The organism is Acinetobacter sp. P37 (assembly GCF_057480965.1).
Genome location: NZ_JBLIYY010000019.1, coordinates 47013 through 67367, shown reverse-complemented (window position 1 = coordinate 67367; position 20355 = coordinate 47013). Strand labels below are relative to the sequence as shown.

Annotated in this window: 18 protein-coding genes and 1 pseudogene; 4 read left to right on the top strand and 15 right to left on the bottom strand. The window is 40.3% G+C overall.

From position 1 onward, the window contains the following. A partial coding sequence (locus AC25JC_RS14950) for a GA-like domain-containing protein (protein WP_486924337.1) occupies positions 1–3507 on the bottom strand: 3507 nt, incomplete at its 3' end. A 500-nt stretch (positions 3508–4007) separates the two neighbouring features. Further along, positions 4008–5204 (bottom strand): peptide antibiotic transporter SbmA, encoded by a 1197-nt coding sequence (gene sbmA, locus AC25JC_RS14945; protein ID WP_486924336.1) that lies wholly within the window; start codon positions 5202–5204, stop codon positions 4008–4010. Positions 5205–5665: 461 nt separating this feature from the next. Here sbmA and AC25JC_RS14940 point away from each other — a divergent pair, with 461 nt between their 5' ends. Next, positions 5666–5860: a hypothetical protein gene (locus tag AC25JC_RS14940; RefSeq protein ID WP_078193067.1), complete on the top strand. Its 195-nt coding sequence runs from the start codon at positions 5666–5668 to the stop codon at positions 5858–5860. A gap of 286 nt (positions 5861–6146) precedes the next feature. Here the strand turns inward: AC25JC_RS14940 and AC25JC_RS14935 are convergent, their stop codons facing one another. The 9 genes and pseudogenes from AC25JC_RS14935 to AC25JC_RS14895 form a co-directional block, all read right to left on the bottom strand. Further along, a complete protein-coding gene (locus tag AC25JC_RS14935) occupies positions 6147–6869 on the bottom strand; it encodes an AbrB family transcriptional regulator (protein ID WP_486924335.1) in 723 nt (240 codons plus the stop codon). 99 nt (positions 6870–6968) lie between these two features. Then, positions 6969–7901: pseudogene (locus AC25JC_RS14930) on the bottom strand (LysR family transcriptional regulator). Positions 7902–8127: 226 nt separating this feature from the next. Further along, positions 8128–8235, bottom strand: a complete 108-nt coding sequence (locus AC25JC_RS14925; protein WP_111886050.1) for a DUF2474 family protein — start codon at positions 8233–8235, stop codon at positions 8128–8130. A gap of 11 nt (positions 8236–8246) precedes the next feature. Then, positions 8247–9251, bottom strand: coding sequence for a cytochrome d ubiquinol oxidase subunit II (gene cydB, locus AC25JC_RS14920; RefSeq protein WP_486924334.1), 1005 nt, complete (start codon positions 9249–9251; stop codon positions 8247–8249). Next, the gene (locus AC25JC_RS14915) at positions 9244–10674 is read right to left on the bottom strand and encodes a cytochrome ubiquinol oxidase subunit I (RefSeq protein WP_180115464.1); all 1431 of its coding nucleotides are present in this window, start codon (positions 10672–10674) and stop codon (positions 9244–9246) included. Before AC25JC_RS14915 ends, cydB begins: the two co-directional genes overlap by 8 nt. A gap of 259 nt (positions 10675–10933) precedes the next feature. Further along, positions 10934–11347: a DUF2946 domain-containing protein gene (locus tag AC25JC_RS14910; protein ID WP_078193302.1), complete on the bottom strand. Its 414-nt coding sequence runs from the start codon at positions 11345–11347 to the stop codon at positions 10934–10936. Positions 11348–11554: 207 nt separating this feature from the next. Continuing rightward, positions 11555–12427 (bottom strand): MBL fold metallo-hydrolase, encoded by an 873-nt coding sequence (locus AC25JC_RS14905; RefSeq protein ID WP_078193078.1) that lies wholly within the window; start codon positions 12425–12427, stop codon positions 11555–11557. Between the two features lie 2 nt (positions 12428–12429). Further along, positions 12430–12846 (bottom strand): DUF6691 family protein, encoded by a 417-nt coding sequence (locus tag AC25JC_RS14900; RefSeq protein ID WP_078193079.1) that lies wholly within the window; start codon positions 12844–12846, stop codon positions 12430–12432. A gap of 1 nt (position 12847) precedes the next feature. Beyond that, a complete protein-coding gene (locus AC25JC_RS14895; protein ID WP_180085263.1) occupies positions 12848–13264 on the bottom strand; it encodes a YeeE/YedE family protein in 417 nt (138 codons plus the stop codon). Between the two features lie 126 nt (positions 13265–13390). Here AC25JC_RS14895 and AC25JC_RS14890 point away from each other — a divergent pair, with 126 nt between their 5' ends. Further along, positions 13391–13702 (top strand): ArsR/SmtB family transcription factor, encoded by a 312-nt coding sequence (locus tag AC25JC_RS14890; protein ID WP_078193081.1) that lies wholly within the window; start codon positions 13391–13393, stop codon positions 13700–13702. A gap of 40 nt (positions 13703–13742) precedes the next feature. Here AC25JC_RS14890 and AC25JC_RS14885 read toward each other — a convergent pair whose 3' ends face one another. The 4 genes from AC25JC_RS14885 to dsbD all read right to left on the bottom strand — a co-directional run bounded on the left by AC25JC_RS14885 (position 13743) and on the right by dsbD (position 17780). Further along, entirely contained in the window at positions 13743–14105 is a 363-nt protein-coding gene (locus AC25JC_RS14885) for a YidH family protein (protein WP_180035492.1), read from the bottom strand. Between the two features lie 88 nt (positions 14106–14193). Continuing rightward, positions 14194–14946 (bottom strand): thiol:disulfide interchange protein DsbG, encoded by a 753-nt coding sequence (gene dsbG, locus AC25JC_RS14880; RefSeq protein ID WP_486924333.1) that lies wholly within the window; start codon positions 14944–14946, stop codon positions 14194–14196. Between the two features lie 21 nt (positions 14947–14967). Continuing rightward, complete coding sequence (locus AC25JC_RS14875) at positions 14968–15810, bottom strand: prolipoprotein diacylglyceryl transferase family protein (protein ID WP_486924332.1); 843 nt, start codon at positions 15808–15810, stop codon at positions 14968–14970. Then, positions 15807–17780, bottom strand: a complete 1974-nt coding sequence (dsbD, locus tag AC25JC_RS14870) for a protein-disulfide reductase DsbD (RefSeq protein WP_486924331.1) — start codon at positions 17778–17780, stop codon at positions 15807–15809. Before dsbD ends, AC25JC_RS14875 begins: the two co-directional genes overlap by 4 nt. A 119-nt stretch (positions 17781–17899) precedes the next feature. Here dsbD and AC25JC_RS14865 point away from each other — a divergent pair, with 119 nt between their 5' ends. Continuing rightward, positions 17900–18589 carry a response regulator gene (locus tag AC25JC_RS14865; protein WP_180085274.1) on the top strand — a complete coding sequence of 230 codons (690 nt, stop codon included), beginning with the start codon at positions 17900–17902 and terminating at the stop codon, positions 18587–18589. Then, positions 18568–19929, top strand: coding sequence for an ATP-binding protein (locus tag AC25JC_RS14860; protein ID WP_486924330.1), 1362 nt, complete (start codon positions 18568–18570; stop codon positions 19927–19929). Before AC25JC_RS14865 ends, AC25JC_RS14860 begins: the two co-directional genes overlap by 22 nt. The last annotated feature ends 426 nt before the right edge of the window (positions 19930–20355 follow it).

The window sequence follows — 20355 nt, the reverse complement described above, 5'->3', positions numbered from 1 at the left end:
TTCTACGCCTGCGAGATCCGTTGCATCATCAATGCCATTGCCGTTTTCATCGTTCACCGTCGGTAACACGATATCTGTCAATGCATCTAGACGATCTTGCAATGCATCTTTGGCATCTTGCACGGCTGCTGGTGCAGACGGTAAAGCATCGACTGCATCTTGCGCTGCGTCTTTGGCGTCTTGTGCCGCTTTGAGGGCTTCTTCAAGTTCAGCTTTTTCGGTTGGGGTGATTAAACCATTTGCATTGGCTTCTTCTAATGCATCTTCTGCGGCTTGATACGCATCTTCTGCCGCTTTTACTGCCGCTTCCGCATCGGCAATTTGAGCATCCACCGTATCATCAATGCCATTACCATCTGTATCGGTCACAGGTGGAATCACGATATCCGTTAAGTTATCGAGGCGATCTTGTAAGTCGTCTTTGGCTGTACCCGGATCAAGCGCATCTACTGCATTTTGTGCAAGTTCTTTGGCATCTTGCGCATCTTTCAAGGCATCTTCTAAAGCAGCTTTTTCTTCTGGCGTAATCACGCCATCTGCATTCGCGTCTGTGAGTGCATCTTTCGCTGCTTGATCTGCTGCTTCGGCTGCTTCAACCAGTTCTGTGGCTAAATCCACTGGATTTTCTGTGCTGTCATCAACGCCGTTTTCATTGGCATCGTTGACCGCTGGAATGGTGATATCCGTCAACGCATCAATACGGTCTTGCAAACCATCTTTGGCATCTTGCACGGCTGCTGGTGCAGACGGTAAAGCATCGACTGCATCTTGCGCTGCGTCTTTGGCGTCTTGTGCCGCTTTGAGTGCTTCTTCAAGTTCGGCTTTTTCGGTTGGGGTGATTAAACCATTTGCATTGGCTTCTTCTAATGCATCTTCTGCGGCTTGATACGCATCTTCTGCCGCTTTTACTGCCGCTTCCGCATCGGCAATTTGAGCATCCACCGTATCATCAATGCCATTACCATCTGTATCGGTCACAGGTGGAATCATGATATCCGTTAAGTTATCGAGGCGATCTTGTAAGTCGTCTTTGGCTGTACTCGGATCAAGCGCATCGACCGCATTTTGTGCAAGTTCTTTGGCATCTTGCGCATCTTTCAAGGCATCTTCTAAAGCAGCTTTTTCTTCTGGCGTAATCACGCCATCTGCATTCGCGTCTGTGAGTGCATCTTTCGCTGCTTGATCTGCTGCTTCCGCTGCGTCAACCAGTTCTGTGGCTAAATCCACTGGATTTTCTGTGCTGTCATCAACGCCGTTTTCATTGGCATCGTTGACCGCTGGAATGGTGATATCCGTCAACGCATCAATACGGTCTTGCAAACCATCTTTGGCATCTTGCACGGCTGCTGGTGCAGACGGTAAAGCATCGACTGCATCTTGCGCTACGTCTTTGGCGTCTTGTGCCGCTTTGAGGGCTTCTTCAAGTTCGGCTTTTTCGGTTGGGGTGATTAAGCCATTTGATTCAGCCTCTGAAAGTGCATCTTCTGCTGCTTGGTACGCATCTTCCGCTGCTTTCACTGCTGCTTCTGCATCAGCAATTTGCGCATCCACCGCATCATCAATGCCATTACCATCTGCATCAGTCACAGGTGGAATCATGATATCCGTTAAGTTATCGAGGCGATCTTGTAGGTCGTCTTTATCTGTTCCTGCTGGTAAGGCATCCACTGCATTTTGTGCTGCATCTTTAGCATCTTGCGCATTTTTTAAGGCATCTTCTAAAGCTGCTTGTTCTTCTGGTGTAATCACGCCATCTGCATTCGCATCAGTAAGTGCATCTTCTGCTGCTTGATACGCATCTTCTGCTGCTTCAACCAGATCTGTAGCTAAATCAACTTGATTTTCTGTGCTGTCATCTACGCCGTTTTCATTCGCATCGTTCACCGCTGGAATGGTGATATCCGTCAACGCATCAATACGGTCTTGGAAACCATCTTTGGCATCTTGCACGGCTACAGGTGCCGACGGTAAAGCATCGACCGCATCTTGCGCTGCGTCTTTGGCGTCTTGTGCCGCTTTGAGAGCTTCTTCAAGTTCAGCTTTTTCGGTTGGGGTGATTAAACCATTTGCATTGGCTTCTTCTAATGCATCTTCTGCTGCTTGGTACGCATCTTCCGCCGCTTTCACTGCTGCTTCTGCATCAGCAATTTGAGCATCCACCGTATCATCAATGCCATTACCATCTGCATCAGTAACAGGTGGAATCACGATATCCGTTAAGTTATCGAGGCGATCTTGTAGGTCGTCTTTATCTGTTCCTGCTGGTAAGGCATCTACCGCATTTTGTGCAAGTTCTTTGGCATCTTGCGCATCTTTCAAGGCATCTTCTAAGGCCGCTTGTTCTTCTGGTGTAATCACGCCATCCGTATTGGCATCAGTAAGTGCATCTTCTGCTGCTTGATACGCATCTTCTGCTGCTTCAACCAGATCTGTAGCTAAATCAACTGGATTTTCTGTGCTGTCATCGACTCCATTTTCATTGGCATCGTTCACAGCTGGAATGGTGATATCCGTCAACGCATCAATACGGTCTTGGAAGCCATCTTTGGCATCTTGAACGGCTGCAGGTGCTGATGGCAAGGCATCAACCGCTGCTTGCGCTGCATCTTTGGCGTCTTGTGCCGCTTTGAGGGCTTCTTCAAGTTCAGCTTTTTCGGTTGGGGTGATTAAACCATTTGCATTGGCTTCTTCTAATGCATCTTCTGCGGCTTGATACGCATCTTCTGCCGCTTTTACTGCCGCTTCGGCATCGGCAATTTGTGCATCAACTACATCATCAATGCCATTGCCATCGGTATCGGTGACCGCTGGAATCTCGATATCCGTTAAGGCATCAATGCGATCTTGCAGTGCATCTTTGTCCGCGCTGTCTGGCAAGGCATCCACTGCATTTTGTGCTGCATCTTTAGCATCTTGTGCATCTTTTAAAGCATCTTCTAAAGCTGCTTTTTCTTCAGGGGTAATTAATCCATCCGCTTGTGCATCGGTCAAAGCATCCTTTGCGGCTTTATTTGCATCTTCTGCTGCTTTTACCGCTTTTTCTGCCGCATCGAGTGCTTGATTTGAGTTGCCCGAACCCGATGAACTATCTGAATCATTATTTGCCCAAGCTAAAATGCCTCCAGCAGTAACTAAAGGAACTAACCACGTCCATAAACCAACTGTTGAATCTGAATAGAGTAAAGGATTAATTTCATCGATCGGATTATAGTTAATTTCAAATAATCCAGCTTCATTTGGATTTGTTTCTAATAGATATAATTTATCATCTTCTTCTAGTACAACATTGTTTTCATTTGGATTATCTGTAAAGTAATTCTCAATTATTAGTTGCTGTCCGTCTTTCATTTTTATAATTAAAGTATTTCCACTTCTCTCCATACTTAAAACATTTTCTTTTGAAGTATGTATAACAACAACAGAAGCCTCCTTTAATAAAATATTACTCGTTTGTATGTTTTCTAAAACAGAATGATGTTCTTTTGACACAACTTGGACTTGTAACATGACAATTACCCTCTGGTTTATTTATATATTTATGATTTAAAAATTTTTTTTAACCACAAGCTTTATCTTATTAATCAAAAGGCATGTGAATGGACATATAACAGTTCAGCAAAGTTAAAAAAAATATTAAAGTTTTTTTCTTTATCGCATTGTTAAGATGCTTCACGCCAAACAGAAAGAATGAATTTGCACACAAATACACACCAATACCCAAAATATGTGATTTTGTTTGCATTTCAAATGTAAAAAAAAGCAAATAAAATGTGATAAAATTCAACAAAAATGTAATTTTTATAAATTAATCATCAATATGGATACAATATACATACGTAAAATTACCAAAATTACATAATAAGTATTTTTATTTACATTTTTTTTATAAAATCATGAAATAAGTTCTAACCTCTTTAATTTATTGATTTTATTTATTTGTAATTCTCATTAATTAAAACCATAAAAAAAACCTGTAATTAATTACAGGTCATTTTTAAGATTAAAAATTAATTATTAATTGTTTTTTCAAATGCTTTTAAACGTTTGTAAATAGAAATCAGTTCAATAATGGTTGTCCACGAGGAAATCAGGTATTGGAAAGAATCACGTACACGCCCAAAGACATTTAAAATTTGCATTAATATACCGAGCGTGATTGTTCCCGCTGCAATACTTGGAAACAATACAAAGAACCCATAAATATTATCAAGCTGCATATACCAAATACGAACTAGGTTGAAATAAGCATAGTGAAAATACAGTCTAAAATAATTAAATCGGACTTCACCAAATAATTCTTTTAATGTGAGAGGGTCTGCTCGATCTGCATGATCTTCACCATAAACTAATTCTTTACGATATGCTGCTTCGACTTTTTGATTATTAAACTCCAAACCCGGTAGTTTATAACCCACAAGCATTAAAATAACCGTCCCTAATACTGCCCAAAGGACTGCCGCCCAAACTAATGCATAGGCAATTTCCCCCACGACAGGTAATTTCTTTACATGTGTTGATAAAGTTAACAGCACAGGTAGAAATGCAATTAAGGTCATCACCGATTCAACCAAGCTAACCCCAAGTCCCTCTGTGGTTCTCGCAAAACGCATCGTATCTTCTTGAATACGCTGTGAGGCACCTTCGATGGTTCTCAGTTTTTCCCAATGTGCAGTATAAAAGTCATTCATTGCGGTACGCCAACGAAAAACATAATGACTGACGAAAAACAGGTTCAATACCGCCAGTGTGACATACACCATGGCCACATAGAGAAAAGTCAGCGTCTCTGAATATAGCGTCGCCACTTCGCCCCCACCACCTGAAAGCATCTTCTGGATCAGATCATAGAATGGGTTATACCAAGCATTGATTACGACATTACATTCCACACTAAACCAAACATTAAACAGGATAAATGCGGTTCCCCACACAGACCATCGTTGCCAAGGATTATCTGATTTAATCTTCCAAAAGGCTGCAAAGAGTGCCGTTGCTACAAAAAACCAAGCATAGAACCATAAAAATTTGGGACTCCAAAATCGGCTAATACCAATAGGCAGTTCTGCTTGATGATAATTTGCAGCTAAACCAAACATCGTACCCCAACTATTGCCACCGCTATACCACAAGACAATATTGATCACGAACCATAGAAGGAATGATCCAAAAAACCATTTTGGATTTGGAAAAAAAGATTTAAACATTGGTCCTACATTTCCCCTCAATCTTTGTTTTTAGTTTGAGTTGCTGATGATAAGTTTTATTTCATTAATTTTCTTGTTCAGATTGAATATTTAACGCTGTTTAATCTGAAATTTAACAATCAAATACAAGACGACACATCATTCTGTTAGCTTAAGCATGAAAACTGAAATTCACCTTAAATTCATTATTGATCATGCCCTTTTGATGATCTGGTCATTGTTTGTAGAACAAAAGACACACCTTAGGACAAACAGATCCAGTTAAAAAGTTTTTCATATTTTAAAATTATTTTTTGATATCAATAGATTAAAAACCCATAATTTATTTAACCATTATTTAAACTTAAGTTATGGAATTCTCTAAAATATTTTCTGCGATGGAGCTCACGTCATTTACAAAACATGTTTCTTCACCAATAATATGCTAAGTTCAATTAACAACCTATGCTTGGGGAAGTAAAATGGAAAGTGCAATTGTTGAATTACTCAAACCAATTACATTAAATAAAGAAAATTGCAGTCCTTTGGTTTTTGAAACTGGTACCGTTCTGAAAGTGATTATGCAAACGCCAGAAGGCCTTTTGGTAAGTAATGATGATAAATTTAACTTTATGATTTCATTCAAAGATAAGAATGATGTTTGGCGCGAAATTTAATTTTGACGTTAAATCTTTAAATCTTCGAATTTTGCATAATAATGAAATTTAAAATTTACTGATCTAAAACGGCATTAAAATAATAAGGGACTGACGAGAGCAGTCCTGAATCAAATTGATCCCTCTTGCTCATCTTCACTTTCAAACCATCATTTAAGACCCTTTTCTCAACTATCTTTCATTAATCTCATTTTTTTCTAACTTCTACTCCACTTTATTTCAAATGCAATCTATAGAAAGTGTTCTATTTAATTCATCTGAATCAAAGATCGAATTGAGTGGACGATTAAGGCTTATCTGTTGTTTTAAAAAATATTTTTTTGCTCAATTGATAGAAATAATTGGTGGTCAATATCACAAAAATCAGCCGTGATAGTTGAAACGCAACCACGATAGGCACAGCTAATCCAAGGGCTTTTGCCATTAAAGACATTTCTGCAATGCCGCCGGGAGATAAGCCTACACCTGCAGCTAATACACATGAAGCGCCGTCAAAACGCGTGCCATCTTCAGCAATTGCAGCAATAAATGTCCCATCTTCAATAATCAGTTCATTGATTTTTGTGTTGTAGCGAATCTCGACCCCTAAATCTTTTGCACTTCTAAAATAGGCATTCACCAAAGCTTTACCACCGCCCATAAAAAATGCATTGGTCCGTGCTACATGTAAGGCACCTGATAACGGTGGTTGAAAATTTACCCCATGTTGACGCATCCAATTACGGCAAGTTGCCGTGGTGCGAATCACTAAACGCGCTAAATGCTCATTGGTTTTACCTGCAGTCACTTTGAGTAAGTCCTGCCAATATTCTTCTTCTGGATAGGCATCAACTAACACATCTTGAGGTTCATCATGCATACAACGCAGGTTACGGGTATGTTGTGAATTTCCACCGCGCCATTCCTTTGGTGCTGCTTCTAACAATAAAACTGAAGCGCCAGCCTCCCTTGCTGTCAATGCTGCACATAAAGCGGCATTCCCACCGCCAATTACAATTACATCATGCATTCGATGTCTTCCCTTTCGAATTTGATGTAATTTAAGACCAAAACTGCCTAGCGCTGTGATAGGCAACTTTTAAATAGGTGTTTAGTAAAATTAAATAGGCTAAAAGTCTAATAGCTCTGCACTTGACCATAATCCTTTATTGATCAGCTGCTTAACACAAATTTTAATTGCTACTTTGGTGGCGAGACTTGCAGGAGAAAGCTCTTCTTCAGCAATACTAATAAGATAATTAATTCGATCTAGCACTGGTTCGACTACTTTGAGTAAACAAATATCTGATTTGAGATAATCAAAATGTGCACTGACAGGTTGAATGGTCGCCATATTTAAGTTGCTGACACAGTTCATGAGTAAGTGTAAACCATCAACTTCATAATTTACGTCCAGCCCTTCAACCTTTTGATCTATGAATTTACGTAGACCATGTCGTTGGCTTGGTAGTACCAGAGGCAAACGATTCACATTTTCTAAATCAATTTTTCCATTTTCAATGCAGTGTTCAAAGCCATACTCTTTCAGTAAAGAACGATTTGCCATAAGAAACATTTGTTCTTTTAATAACGGTTGTACTGCCCAATTGGCATCGACATCTTGGGTAAAAATAATGGCAATGTCGAGCTGTCTTGAGTTGACTAAATTGGTTAAATTTCCCGAGAGACTTTCAACTAAATGAATTTTAATATCAGGATAACGCTCTGACATGAGCTGCATAAAGGGAATACCCAATACAGATGCGATGCTTGGAGAAAATCCTACACTCACATGACCAGTCAGACGAGATGAGTGCGCCGCCTCAATAGCATATTGCACATGACGTAGAGAAAGTTGAGCTTGCTTAAAAAATGCTAAACCCGCTGGCGTGGGCGTCACACCTGTAGAATTTCGCTGTAATAAACGTGTACAAAGTTCATCTTCAAGTTTTGCAATTTGTTGACTGAGTGCCTATGTGCCAACCTCAAGTTTTTGTGCAGCTTTGCCTAAACTTCCAGATTCTACAATGGTGATGAAATATTTGAGCTGTTTAAGTTCCACTCACGCTCCTTAAGATTTTTTCAATGCTTCATGTTAGTTTTAACAATATAGAAGCTAAAAAAACAGAAAAATCATTCAAAAGAAGTATTGAATATAAAAAAATATATTTTATGTATTTCGACACTTTAAATTGTCATATTCTACTTACTCAATTCACCTTTAGTCCCTCAAAAAAATCCACTATCTTACCCAGCAAGATAGTGGATTCAGATTTAAGGAATAGGTTCTAGTAAGCCCACTGCACCAGCAGTCTAAAGAACCCTGCAACAAGCGCCAAACTCAAGACACCACCAAGCCATAGCACAATAAACCAGCCTGCTTGATTCAGTTTCATGATGATTCTCCTTAATGATAGCCATCATCGCCGACACGAACTTTGTCACGGAACACCCAATACGACAGTGCGGTATAGAACAAAATAATCGGTATCAGCACCAATGCTCCAATCAAGGCGAACAATTGACTGCTTTGCGGTGCTGCTGCCTGCCAAATGGTGACGGATGGTGGGATGATATTTGGCCATAGACTGATTAAGAACCCTGTATATGCCAGCACAACTAAGACAAGTGTATAAATAAATGGCGCAAATTCCTGACGTCTTTTACAGGCACGTAAAGCCAATAATGTGAAGATCAATACTAAAATCGGCACAGGGCTAAAATAGTACAGTTGCGGCAAGCTAAACCAACGATTTGCAATCTCTGCATGTACCAATGGGGTGTAAATACTCACTGCAGCAAAAATCACAAATAAGGCGATAATCAGTTTTGGCATGAGGCTAAACATATGATTTTGAACACGTGCATCCGTTTTAAAAATCAGCCAACCACAGCCCAAGGTGGCATATAGCACCACTACAGCAATCCCAGTAAAAATTGAAAATGGGGTCAGCCAATCCAATCCGCCACCACTATAAATACCATTGGTGGTTTCAATCCCTTGGATATAAGCACCTAAAATCATACCTTGGAAAAATGATGCCAAGATCGAGCCCCAAATAAACGCTTGATCCCATAAATATTTAGTGCGGTTCGCTTTAAAACGAAACTCAAAGGCGACACCACGGAAAATCAGCGAGATGACCATTAAGATAATCGGCATATACAGCGCAGAGAGTACAGTCGAATAAACCAATGGAAATGCCGCAAATAAGCCTGCACCACCTAAAACCATCCATGTTTCATTGCCATCCCAAACTGGTGCGACTGTATTCATCATCACATCGCGTTCTTGGCGATCTTTTACTAAAGGAAAAAGGATACCAATCCCTAAATCAAAGCCATCGAGTACCACATAAATCAGCACACCCACAGCGATGATTACTACCCAAATTAAGGATAAATCAATCATGGTTTTTCTCCTGTGGTTGTACTTCAAGCGACTCATCAATCGTACTCATTGGACGATTTGATGCACGAATGACCTCACCATCGCTATGGGCTTGAGAATGAATGAACTGTGGTCCTTTAACCATCAATTTGAGCATGTAGTAAATCCCAATACCAAATACGACGCAGTAGACAATCACAAAGATTATTAAGGTTAAACCGACTTGTTCTGCCGATACTGGTGACAAGGCATCTTTGGTACGCAGTACGCCATACACGACCCAAGGTTGACGACCGACTTCTGTGGTAAACCAACCAGCAAGCAAGGCAATAAAGCCTGAAGGTCCCATACATAAGGCAAATTTGTGGAGCCATTTTGACTCATAAAATTTCCCAGTTTTACGCAACCATGCACCCATCAGAGCAAGCAAAATCATCAAGACTCCCATACCGACCATAATGCGGAAGCTCCAAAATACTATGAGCGAGTTTGGTCGATCTTCAGGGGCAAATTCTTTTAAGCCTTTCACCTCTCCCTCTAAGGTGTGCGTCATGATCAGACTACCGAGGTTCGGAATGCCAATTGCATACTTGGTTTCTTCCGCCTCCATATCAGGAATACCGAACAAATATAACGGCATGCCATGATCTTTATTAGTTTCCCAATGTCCTTCAATTGCAGCAAGTTTCGCAGGTTGATGTTCTAAAGTATTTAGACCATGCATATCCCCCACAAATACCTGTAAAGGTGCAAGTGCAAGAATCATCCACATCGCCATAGAAAATGATTTTTTTACTAAGGCATCACGGCGACCTTTGAGTAAGTGCCATGCTGCAGTAGCAGCGACCAATAAGCCAGATACAAGGAATGCTGCTAGAGCCATATGCGCTAAGCGATAAGGGAATGATGGGTTAAAAACGATAGCAAACCAATCTTGCGGCACTATAATGCCATTTTCAAAGCTAAAGCCTTGTGGAGTTTGCATCCAGCTATTGGAAGATAAAATCCAAAACATGGAAATACAGGTGCCAATTGCCACCATCAGTGTGGCAAAGAAATGGGTTTTAGGACCCACTCTTCCCCACCCAAACAGCATAATGCCTAGGAAACCCGCTTCTAAGAAGAAGGCACTCAAGACCTCATAACTGAGTAAGGGGCCAGTGACACTACCCGCAATACGAGAGAATTCACTCCAGTTGGTGCCAAATTGGTAGCTCATGACTACCCCTGAAACTACTCCCATTCCGAAAGACAATGCAAACACCTTGATCCAAAATTGGAACAGATCTCGGTAAACGGGATCTTGTGTTTTAAGCCAACGCCATTCTAAGACCGCAAGAAAACTTGCTAGCCCAATGGAAATTGCAGGGAAAATAATATGAAAAGAAACTGTAAAAGCGAATTGAATTCGCGCCAATTCAAGTGCTGTCAAACCTAAATCCATGTCTATCACCTTATTGTGGAATTATGCGGTGAACCACTAACGGCCCATAATTTCGGGACTGCTTTAGGAAAGATAGATCAGTACGATGACGCAGACTGTTGTGAATCTGTTGGGATTTGATCAATTGTTTTAGCCTAATGATATAGGCGAACCGATTCTGTTCGCATCCGCTAAACGATGCAAAAATATAAAGTTTCATAAAATCACTCTTTAAATACCGAGGTAAATCAACAATTCAAATTGTTGGTCTGATTAGGATTTAAAGTGTGTGTGGAGGTGCCCTACCTTGTGGAAGTAAGTAAAGCCTTTGCAGTGAGAAATATACATGTCGGAAAGCATCTTTATAGAAACTTAGACGGACTTGAATCTTATCGATGATTTCAACTATCTCAAAATCAAAAGGTAGGACAACATCACCATAGACGGTACAGTATTGGCATTGATGGTTATGTCCATTGTGATCGTCGTGATTATGATCGTGGGTCAGATGATGAACAAGTTCGTTATACGTCTCATGTACGTGTTTGTGCTTTTCTGGGGACAGTAAATTATGTGTAATAGAGAGACATACCGGAGCAATTTGAAATTCTTCGGGTAATAGTGGTTGTAAATATACTGCGATTTGCAAAACTAAAGTTAAAATTGCAAAAAACAGTCCACTCTGTCTTAGCAACATATTCTCTCAACAGATGCCAACGAAAGCAAAAATACTTAAAAAAATCAGTGCTTCCTTGAAATCCGATCATACAAGTCAGCTTTATAGAATAAATATACCTAAAATACCAAGATCTTTAAAGTGAATATTCACTTTAAAGATATAAATATGAATTTTTAAGATAAAGACATAAATAAGTCTTTAATAATTTGAAATACAATATTTTTAGGTTTTAAAAAAATTAAGCGGTAACTTTAAATACGACACCCCATTTTCTTCAGGTTCGGGAAATTGACCCGCTTTCATATTGATTTGAATCGACGGCAAAATCAGTTTAGGCATACTTAATGTTGCATCCCGCTCATGACGCATCTGCACAAATTCAGATTTTGTAGTTCCCTCATGAATATGAATATTGTGCTCTTTTTGCGTTTGAATATCGGTTTGGCAGTGATATTCATCACGCGTTTTTGGCAAATAGTCATGGCATAAGAACACCCGGGTGGACGCTGGCAATTGATACAGTTTTTGCACCGAATCAAATAAGGTATCTGCACTACCACGCGGAAAATCACAACGTGCTGTGCCATAATCTGGCATAAATAAAGTATCACCGACAAAAACTGCATCACCCACTACATAACTTAAACATGCAGGCGTATGACCTGGTGTCGGGATGTTATATGCCTCTAGCTCACCAATATGAAAATGCTCATGATCATCAAATAAATAATCAAATGGTTGTTGAGCATTAAACTGCTTGATATCTAAATTATAAATGGCACTAAAGGTTTCTTGCACCAAGGCAATATGATGACTCATGGCAATTTTGCCACCGAGTACAGATTTTAAATACTGTGCTGCAGTCAAATGATCGGCATGCACATGGGTTTCCAAAATCCAATCTACTTTTAAATCTTGTACTTTGACATATGCAATGATTGCATCAGCATGGGTGGTCGAGGTGGTTGCCGAAGCCGCATCATAATCCAAAACACTGTCAATGATAGCGCAGCGCTTGGTTACCGGATCACTCACCACATAACTAAATGTATTGGTCGCTTGATCAAAAAAATCCTGAACAATCGGTTGTTGCATAGTTAAGCTCCTGACCATTTACGGTGAATCAACACGCCTGCAAGCATCGCCACTATAAAATATAAAACTTGATAATGCCCTAAGCCAATTAAGGTGAAACTTGGCGCTGGGCAAATGCCGGCAATCCCCCATCCTGCACCAAATATTAAGGCACCGATAATAAGCTTTGAATCAATTTTATTGTTACTTGGTAAATCAATCTGCTCATTAAATACTGTGGTTGGTGCACTGCTACGTACCGCTTTTTGGAATGGAATAAATGCCACAGCAATTGCCCCCATCATGACAAAGGCAAGGCTTGCATCCCAATTACCAAATATATCTAAAAAATCGATCACTTTTTGCGGATTAGACATGCCAGAGAACATCAAACCTACTGAAAAAAGCGAACCAAATACAAAAGCTAAAAAGTTTTTCATTTTACAATGCTCCAATCAAGTGACGAACGACATATACAGCAATAAAGCCTGCAAACATAAAGGTCATAGTTGCAATGATGGAACGTTTAGATAATCGGCTGATCCCACAAATACCGTGACCACTAGTACAACCAGAACCTAAGCGGGTACCAAAACCCACCAGTAAACCAGCAATAATCATCATTAATGGGCTAGCAGACACGATAATCTCTGGTTGTACAAAAAGACCATAAATAAATGGCGTGATGATCAAGCCTGAAAGAAACCACACTGCAGGCGTTTTAAAAATCGTCTGTGGATTCAGTACCTGCGCAATCAAGCCACTGATGCCTGCAATACGACCATGGACATACAAATAACCCACCACTGCTATACCCAACAGAGCACCACCAAGAAACGCTGTCACAAAATCATGCATAGTTAATGCGCCATAAAACAATATTTAAACTTATATTATATAATCTTATATATTAATCAAGTCATTTTATGTTATTATCTCGATATACTTTGCTCCTTTTGCTTTTTATGATTCAGGTTAGACGTTATGAACATCGCATTCGATAACTTAAAAATTGAATTTACGCAGGTTGATACCGTTTCCAATTGTTTGAAAGTGTTATCAAATCCTGACCGTTTAAAAATTTTATGTGTGTTGATCAATGGCGAATTAAATGTTCAGCAAATTGAGGAATGTACCGATATTCATCAGCCGACCCTATCGCAACAATTGACCGTTTTACGGAACAATAAAATTGTTTCGACACGTCGCGAAGGCAAACAAATTTTTTATCAATTGGCAGACCCTAAAGTGCTGGGTATTATGCAAACGCTGTATCAATTGTACTGTCAGGAATAAACATTTTTGTTCATGCTTTTGTATGGAAGCTCAGCCAAGCTTAGTAAATCCAAAATGAGATGATCAGTAAAAACCCAGTCAGCATGGTCAATAAATTCAGCCACACGGGATGTTGTGTATGATAATCCTCAATAAATTCCTGTTCGGTTAATGAGCTTAATCCTCGACGATATTGCAAAATTGAGGCAAAGTTCACCAATAAACCAAACACAATCACGGCAATGCCAAGCCACTGTCCATAGATAATTTTGTGCTGATATTCCTCAGGGTGCAGTAGTTGTAGCAATACATTTGATTTTTCAATCACAAAACCAAAGGCTATCAGGGCTAAACCACTGCGGTTCCATGCCAATGCTGTACGTTCCAAAGCGAACAATACGCGTGGATCTTGTAAATTTGACATTGCGCCCCCTGATGTTTAAGTCGTTGACGTTGAGCTTAGCATGATCTTAGACGCGCTGTTGTGTTGGCTTGGTGAGCATCTATTTTCCTTATTTTTCAAATATTTCTTTGAGATCACTCGGCATCCCTTGTGCAGACTGGAAGTTCCCCTTGCTATCACGCCAAGCAATGGATGGTGTTGAGAAGAAACCATATTTGCCCATTAAGCTTTGGTTAAAATCAATTTTTTCTGCAATCTCTAAAGGAATATTTTCAGCTGGTTTAAGACGATTTTTGCCACGATTGATATTAATGTCATTAAATACGGTTGTTGGATTTTTTGACATGAGTAAAGTTGCCACCTGAGCACGGCTTTCTTCACGAATCACACCCACTTGAATATGACGTAATTGAACCTTGCCTGACTCTACCCAAGGACGTGCTTCTTGCCAAAATTTATGGCAATACGGGCAATTCGGATCTGAGAATACATAGACAATACGTGGCGCATCGGTTTTGCCATCTTGAATCCATGTTGAATCTTCTAATGTTTTCCATACATCATCCAAAATGGCTTTTTTCATATGGGTTTCAATTTGGGTGTTTGAAAGATTATTGCCTTGGGCATCAAACAACTCTCCTTTTATATAATATTTACCATCTTTAGAAATAAAAATGGTATTGGAATATTGGTCTTCATGCCCTACCCAACCTGTTAAACCTTCGGGTGCAGGAATTTGTTTGACAAATTGAAAGCCTTCTTTTTCTAGTTGTTTTTTAATGGCATTCGGATTAGCACTGACACCACATGCCACCGTCAACAGTGTTCCGATGAATAAACTGGTTTTAAGTAAAGTATTCATGACGCATATCCTATGATTAATTTATGGATTCATTTTCTTCAGGTATTGTTGCAACATCGCTTGACTGATTTCGCCTTGATGACGCTCAATTAACTGACCTTGTGCATTAAAAAATAAGGTAGTGGGTAAACCTAAACTGTTCACTGCTTGTGGCATTTCACCCTGCATATCGAGCAAAATATTTTGAAAACTGAATTGATGTTTTGTGAGATAAGTACGGACTGTATCGACCTCTTCACCTTGATTGAGCATGACAAAATGCACCTCAGGATATTGATCCTGTGCACGCTGTAATACAGGCATTTCACGATGACACGGCGGACACCAACTCGCCCATAAATTCACAACCGTCGGCTGACCTTGAAATTGTTCTAGCGCAATCATTTCTGACTGACCTTGATTGGCTAGGTTCAGACTTGGAAAACTCAAACTTGGATAATGGCTGTCTTGATGCGTGATTTTTTGTGCTGTCCATCCTGCCCCCACGAGCATGACAAAGATCAGCAATAATGTGGTCTTTGCTTTGTTCGCAATGGCTGAATTTCGCCACCAAAACCATGCACTTCCTATAATTATTCCGCCAATCAGATGAAACCCTTTGTCTTGAATTTTTAGCATATCAATGGGCGATGCGAGATAAGATTCCAGATTCAATGCAATAAAGACTAGGCGTGCACCTATTAATCCGATCCAAACACTGCTCCAAATCGAATCTTGAAAACGCTGTTGGATTTCGGTTGACCACTGTGCTTGTTGCCCGATTTTTCGTCCAACCATGGCAGTGATCAGCAAAGCCAACACCAAACATAACAATCCCCAAGGCAACATGAATGGTCCAAGATGCAAGGCTTCATTTGAAATCATCGCTGTGCTCCTACCTTAAGTCGGTTCAAGAGTTGCTCTGCACTAAAGGTACCCGTCAAACGTAGATTGCGCTGTTCCTGATGCTCTGTATCTAAGAAAATTAAGGTCGGTGGCCCTAAAATTTGCCATTGTTTTAGTATGACATCCTGACTTACTTCGTATTCTGTTAAGTCGAGTTTGATCCGAGCAACATGTGCTAAACCAGCTTGTACATCGGCACGAGGCATCACCTCTTTTTCAATCGGCTGACAAGCCACACACCAATCAGCATACACATCGATGAGTACTGCTTGTCCTTTGACTTTATTGAGTGCCTGTTCAAGCTCAGCTTGGGTACGTACTTTTTGCCATGCGACTAATGATGTGGCTTGTGTTGTACTCAGTTGTGACCATGCTTGCGTGATATACCATCCACCGGATATTGCAGTAGCTAAGCTCATAACAATAAACAGTAGTTGCGTCGGCATCTGCGAAATATGCGGACGTATCTTCCATAAAATGTAAACCGTGATATCGATGAATAAGAGTCCCATCAACGTCAAATAAACCACGCTCGGCAGTAAAGGACGTAGGAAATACACCGCCAACAACAGCATGACAAAACCAAAAGTGAATTTCAGACGATCCATCCATACGCCCGGTTTGGGTAAGTACTGTGCACCAAACACACAAGCAATCAACAATGGTAAGCCCACACCTAGACCTAGAATAAACAGGTAACTAGCCCCCATCCACGGTTCAGGCAATTGCGCAACAAACAGCAAAGCCCCTGCCAATGGCGCACTCATACAGGGTCCGACAATTAGCGCAGAGATCATGCCCATAATGAATGAACCCCATAAGGTTCCACCTTTTTGTCGTTGTTGCCATTGATCTAAACGCTGTAATACACCTTGTGGTAAAGACAACTGGAATACGCCAAATAAATTCAATGCAAATAGCACGAACATCACGGCAAATAACCCAATAAATATGGGACTTTGTAACCAACGTTGGAAGTTATAGCCGAGTCCTGCCACAGCTAAACCCATCAAGGCATAAATCAATGCCATTCCGACCACAAAGACACCTGCAATCATGCCGGCACGATAGCCACGATGACGTTGCACTAAAATACTGGATAAGATCGGAATCAATGGTAAGGAACAAGGTAAGAATGCGAGCAATACACCTAAACCTAAAAAAATGATCAGATTCAGTGCAATATTGTCTGTTGAAAGTAAATAAAAGAAGTACTGGTCGTTGTTCCAATCGGCCTGCTTCGTACGCTGTTCAGCATTCCTTGTAGTCACAGATTCAGAACTTGCCTGCATCATCAAGGCATCATCTAGCTCTGGCGCACTGGCTTCGCTAGGTCCTGTTAATGCAGTCGGTTCAGAAGAGGGACTTAAACCATTTTCATCCTCTTTGACTTCTGCTGTATTTGCTGGCGTTACAACTGTTACAGTTTCAGTGTTTTTCGCCTGTGGATCTGCAGGCATTGCAGTATTGGGTAATGACGACGATGTGACTACATCTAATAATTTCTTTTGCGTTGTACTTTGCTGACTCAGCTTGCTTGCCGGCAGTAATCCATTTACATCGGTGTGAATGGTTGTACGCTGTACTGGATAACATAAGCCACTTTCGGCACAGCCTTGCCATTCAATTTTATAGCTTTGATTCGGTTGCATGGCGACAGTCGCTTGCACTTGCCCATAATGTACTTCAGTCATGCCGAAATTAGGGTCATCTTTTTGCTGTGGACGAGGCAGTTGCAGTGATAATGCTTTGCCATTTTCCATGACTTTAAGCTGATCATGATATAGATAATATCCATCAGCAATACGCCACGTGAAACTGGCTTGGTCTTGCGCTGTCGATACAGCCTGAAAAGCAAATGCTTGATCAGGGGGTAAAAAATCAGCGGATGCACTTTGCACACTCAAAATGCTGAATATTCCACACAACCCTACTAACCCTATACGCATAGATGACTTCCAATACCCGATACGAATCTATTTTGGTTGATTATGCAAAAGCATAAATTAAGGGAGCATTAATAAGATAAATCATTTATAAAATACAGGTAGGAAGTCAGGAAAACGCTATGTTTGTTGTTTTGGTTGAAGATGATCCATATATTGCCTCAAGTATTTGTGCCACATTGGATTTTTTAAATATTTCAGTAGAACATGTGAGTCATGCGCGTGATGCGGATTATTTTATCCGCCACAGTGCGGTCGATCTATGTTTACTTGATTTAGGCCTACCTGACCAAGATGGTTTAGACTTACTGCGATCATGGCGCAGAGATCAGATTCATGTTCCTGTTTTGGTTTTAACCGCACGGTTACAGACCCAACAATGTGTTGAGGCATTAAATGTCGGCGCTGATGACTATTTAACCAAGCCTTTTGAACTGGATGAACTGATTGCACGGGTTCATGCACTCACCCGACGTCATCGCGGTTTTTCATCGAATGTCATTCAATTTGACCACTTAAAGCTCAATAAAGACACTCAAGAAGTCCATTATCAAGATCAGATGATTCAGCTTTCACGCCGTGAATACAGTTTGCTTGAAACCTTGATGAGCCATCCAAATCAAGTACTTAAAAACGAAGTGCTGTTAGACAAGTTATACGGCTTTCAAGATAGCATTGAAAGTAATGCCCTGAATGTCCATATTTATCACTTAAGGCAAAAATTGAATGCGGACTATATTCAAACCATTCGTGGTGTCGGTTATATGTTTAGAATTGCTGAGTCAATCCCATGCAAAAATCACACAGCTTAAAATGGCGCTTGGTCAGCAGTCTTTTGGCCTTGATGATCGGCTTATGGAGTGTAGTATTTGTTTGGCTGTATATCGACTTACAAAAACGTCTACAGGAGACTCTAGATCAACGTCTACATGCCTCCGCACAAATGGTGGCACGGCTAATTCAACAATTACCAGTGCAAAGCTTGGATGAGTCTGCCTTAGCCCAACAACTTCATTCCACAGACCAAGAACAATTGATCGCGTGCGAAGTATCATTATTTAGCTCTGACATCAGTGTAGGACAGCATGTCATTGCCAAAACACGCGGTGCACCGAAAGATTTAAGTCAGCAAGCAGTTGGTTTTAGTACTTGGCAACAAGGTGAGACGCAATGGCGCAGTTATGTGTTACGCCGTGGTGAGATTCAAGTGGTGGCTGCAGAGCGTATGTTTTTGCGGGAGTCTTTGCTAAAACAGATTTTGCAATCGGTCTTAATTCCGCTGATCTTGTCATTATTGTTGTGTATCGGCTTAATTGTTTTAATTGTTCGTCGAGAATTTAAAGCCTTGGATCAGGTTGTAAGCGATTTAAGTCAGTCTAATTTATCGCTCAATGAAGCAAGCCAATATTTAACGAGCTTAGATGCCAATACCATGCCCTCAGAGGTCTACCCTTTTGTGCAAAATTCGAATCGCTTAGTCCATAAACTGCATCAAAGTCTTGAAAATGAAAAAGTCTTTAGTGCATACGCGGCGCATGAATTACGGAGTCCTTTAACCGCAATTAAAACCAATGTGCAATTGGCACAACTGATGGCAAAAACGGACGGCAATATGAAATTGCAATATAGCTTGGATCAAGCAAATCAAAGTGTCCGTCGCTATGCTGATTTACTTGAGCAATTACTGATGTTATCGAATACCGATCAATCTATTGAACAGATCAAAGCAAGCATTCAGGTACAGCCCATTATTGCCAAAGTACTTGATGATTTAGCACTAATTTATCCTGAAGCAACAGCTAAAATTCAGGTCGATTGGCACAGTCTTGGTAATTTGGCATTACCTGAATTTGTCTTGTATTCTGTTCTTAAAAACCTGCTTGAAAATGCCTTATTGCATGCAAACGCTGATGTGATTGAGGTGAAAATGCAGGAAAATACGTTACGCATTCAAGATAACGGCCGACATTTAAATGCCGAAGACATTCGTTACTTAGGGCAACGTTTTTGGCGTAAATCGGCTCAGCAGAAAGGTCATGGACTGGGCTTATCTTTGGTCAAAATAATGCTGCAACAATATGCTTATACCATCCAATTTGAACCGAATTTTCCTAAGGGATTAAAGATTGCACTGTTATCTCAAGAGTGTTGAATAAAGCAGATTATCATTTTTAGATCATGACTATTTATTCTTTGATTCTCAACGACCACTTAAAAAAAAAGCTTGATATATTTGTAATAGACTGACTTGTAATACATTTATTTCAGTTCAAGGGCAAGCTCTCTTGCTTTCTTTAAACTCCCGTAAGGATATAGACTGAGTGAGTCCGACTTACGTTCACCATGAACGGTATAGCATACATTTCTTTATTTTTGTCCAATGGGTGTGACTAATGGTGATAAGCCATTTTTATTTGAAATGGCGATAATGCTTATCTTGGGCCTATGTTTTTCTGCATCTCATATCTATGAGTGAATCTATATACCCATTATCTAGACTAAAAATTAAATGGAGAAATTGTTCAAATAATTACCCTTAAAAGGCAAAAATTGAGGTGCACTGCTTAAGAGAAAAGCA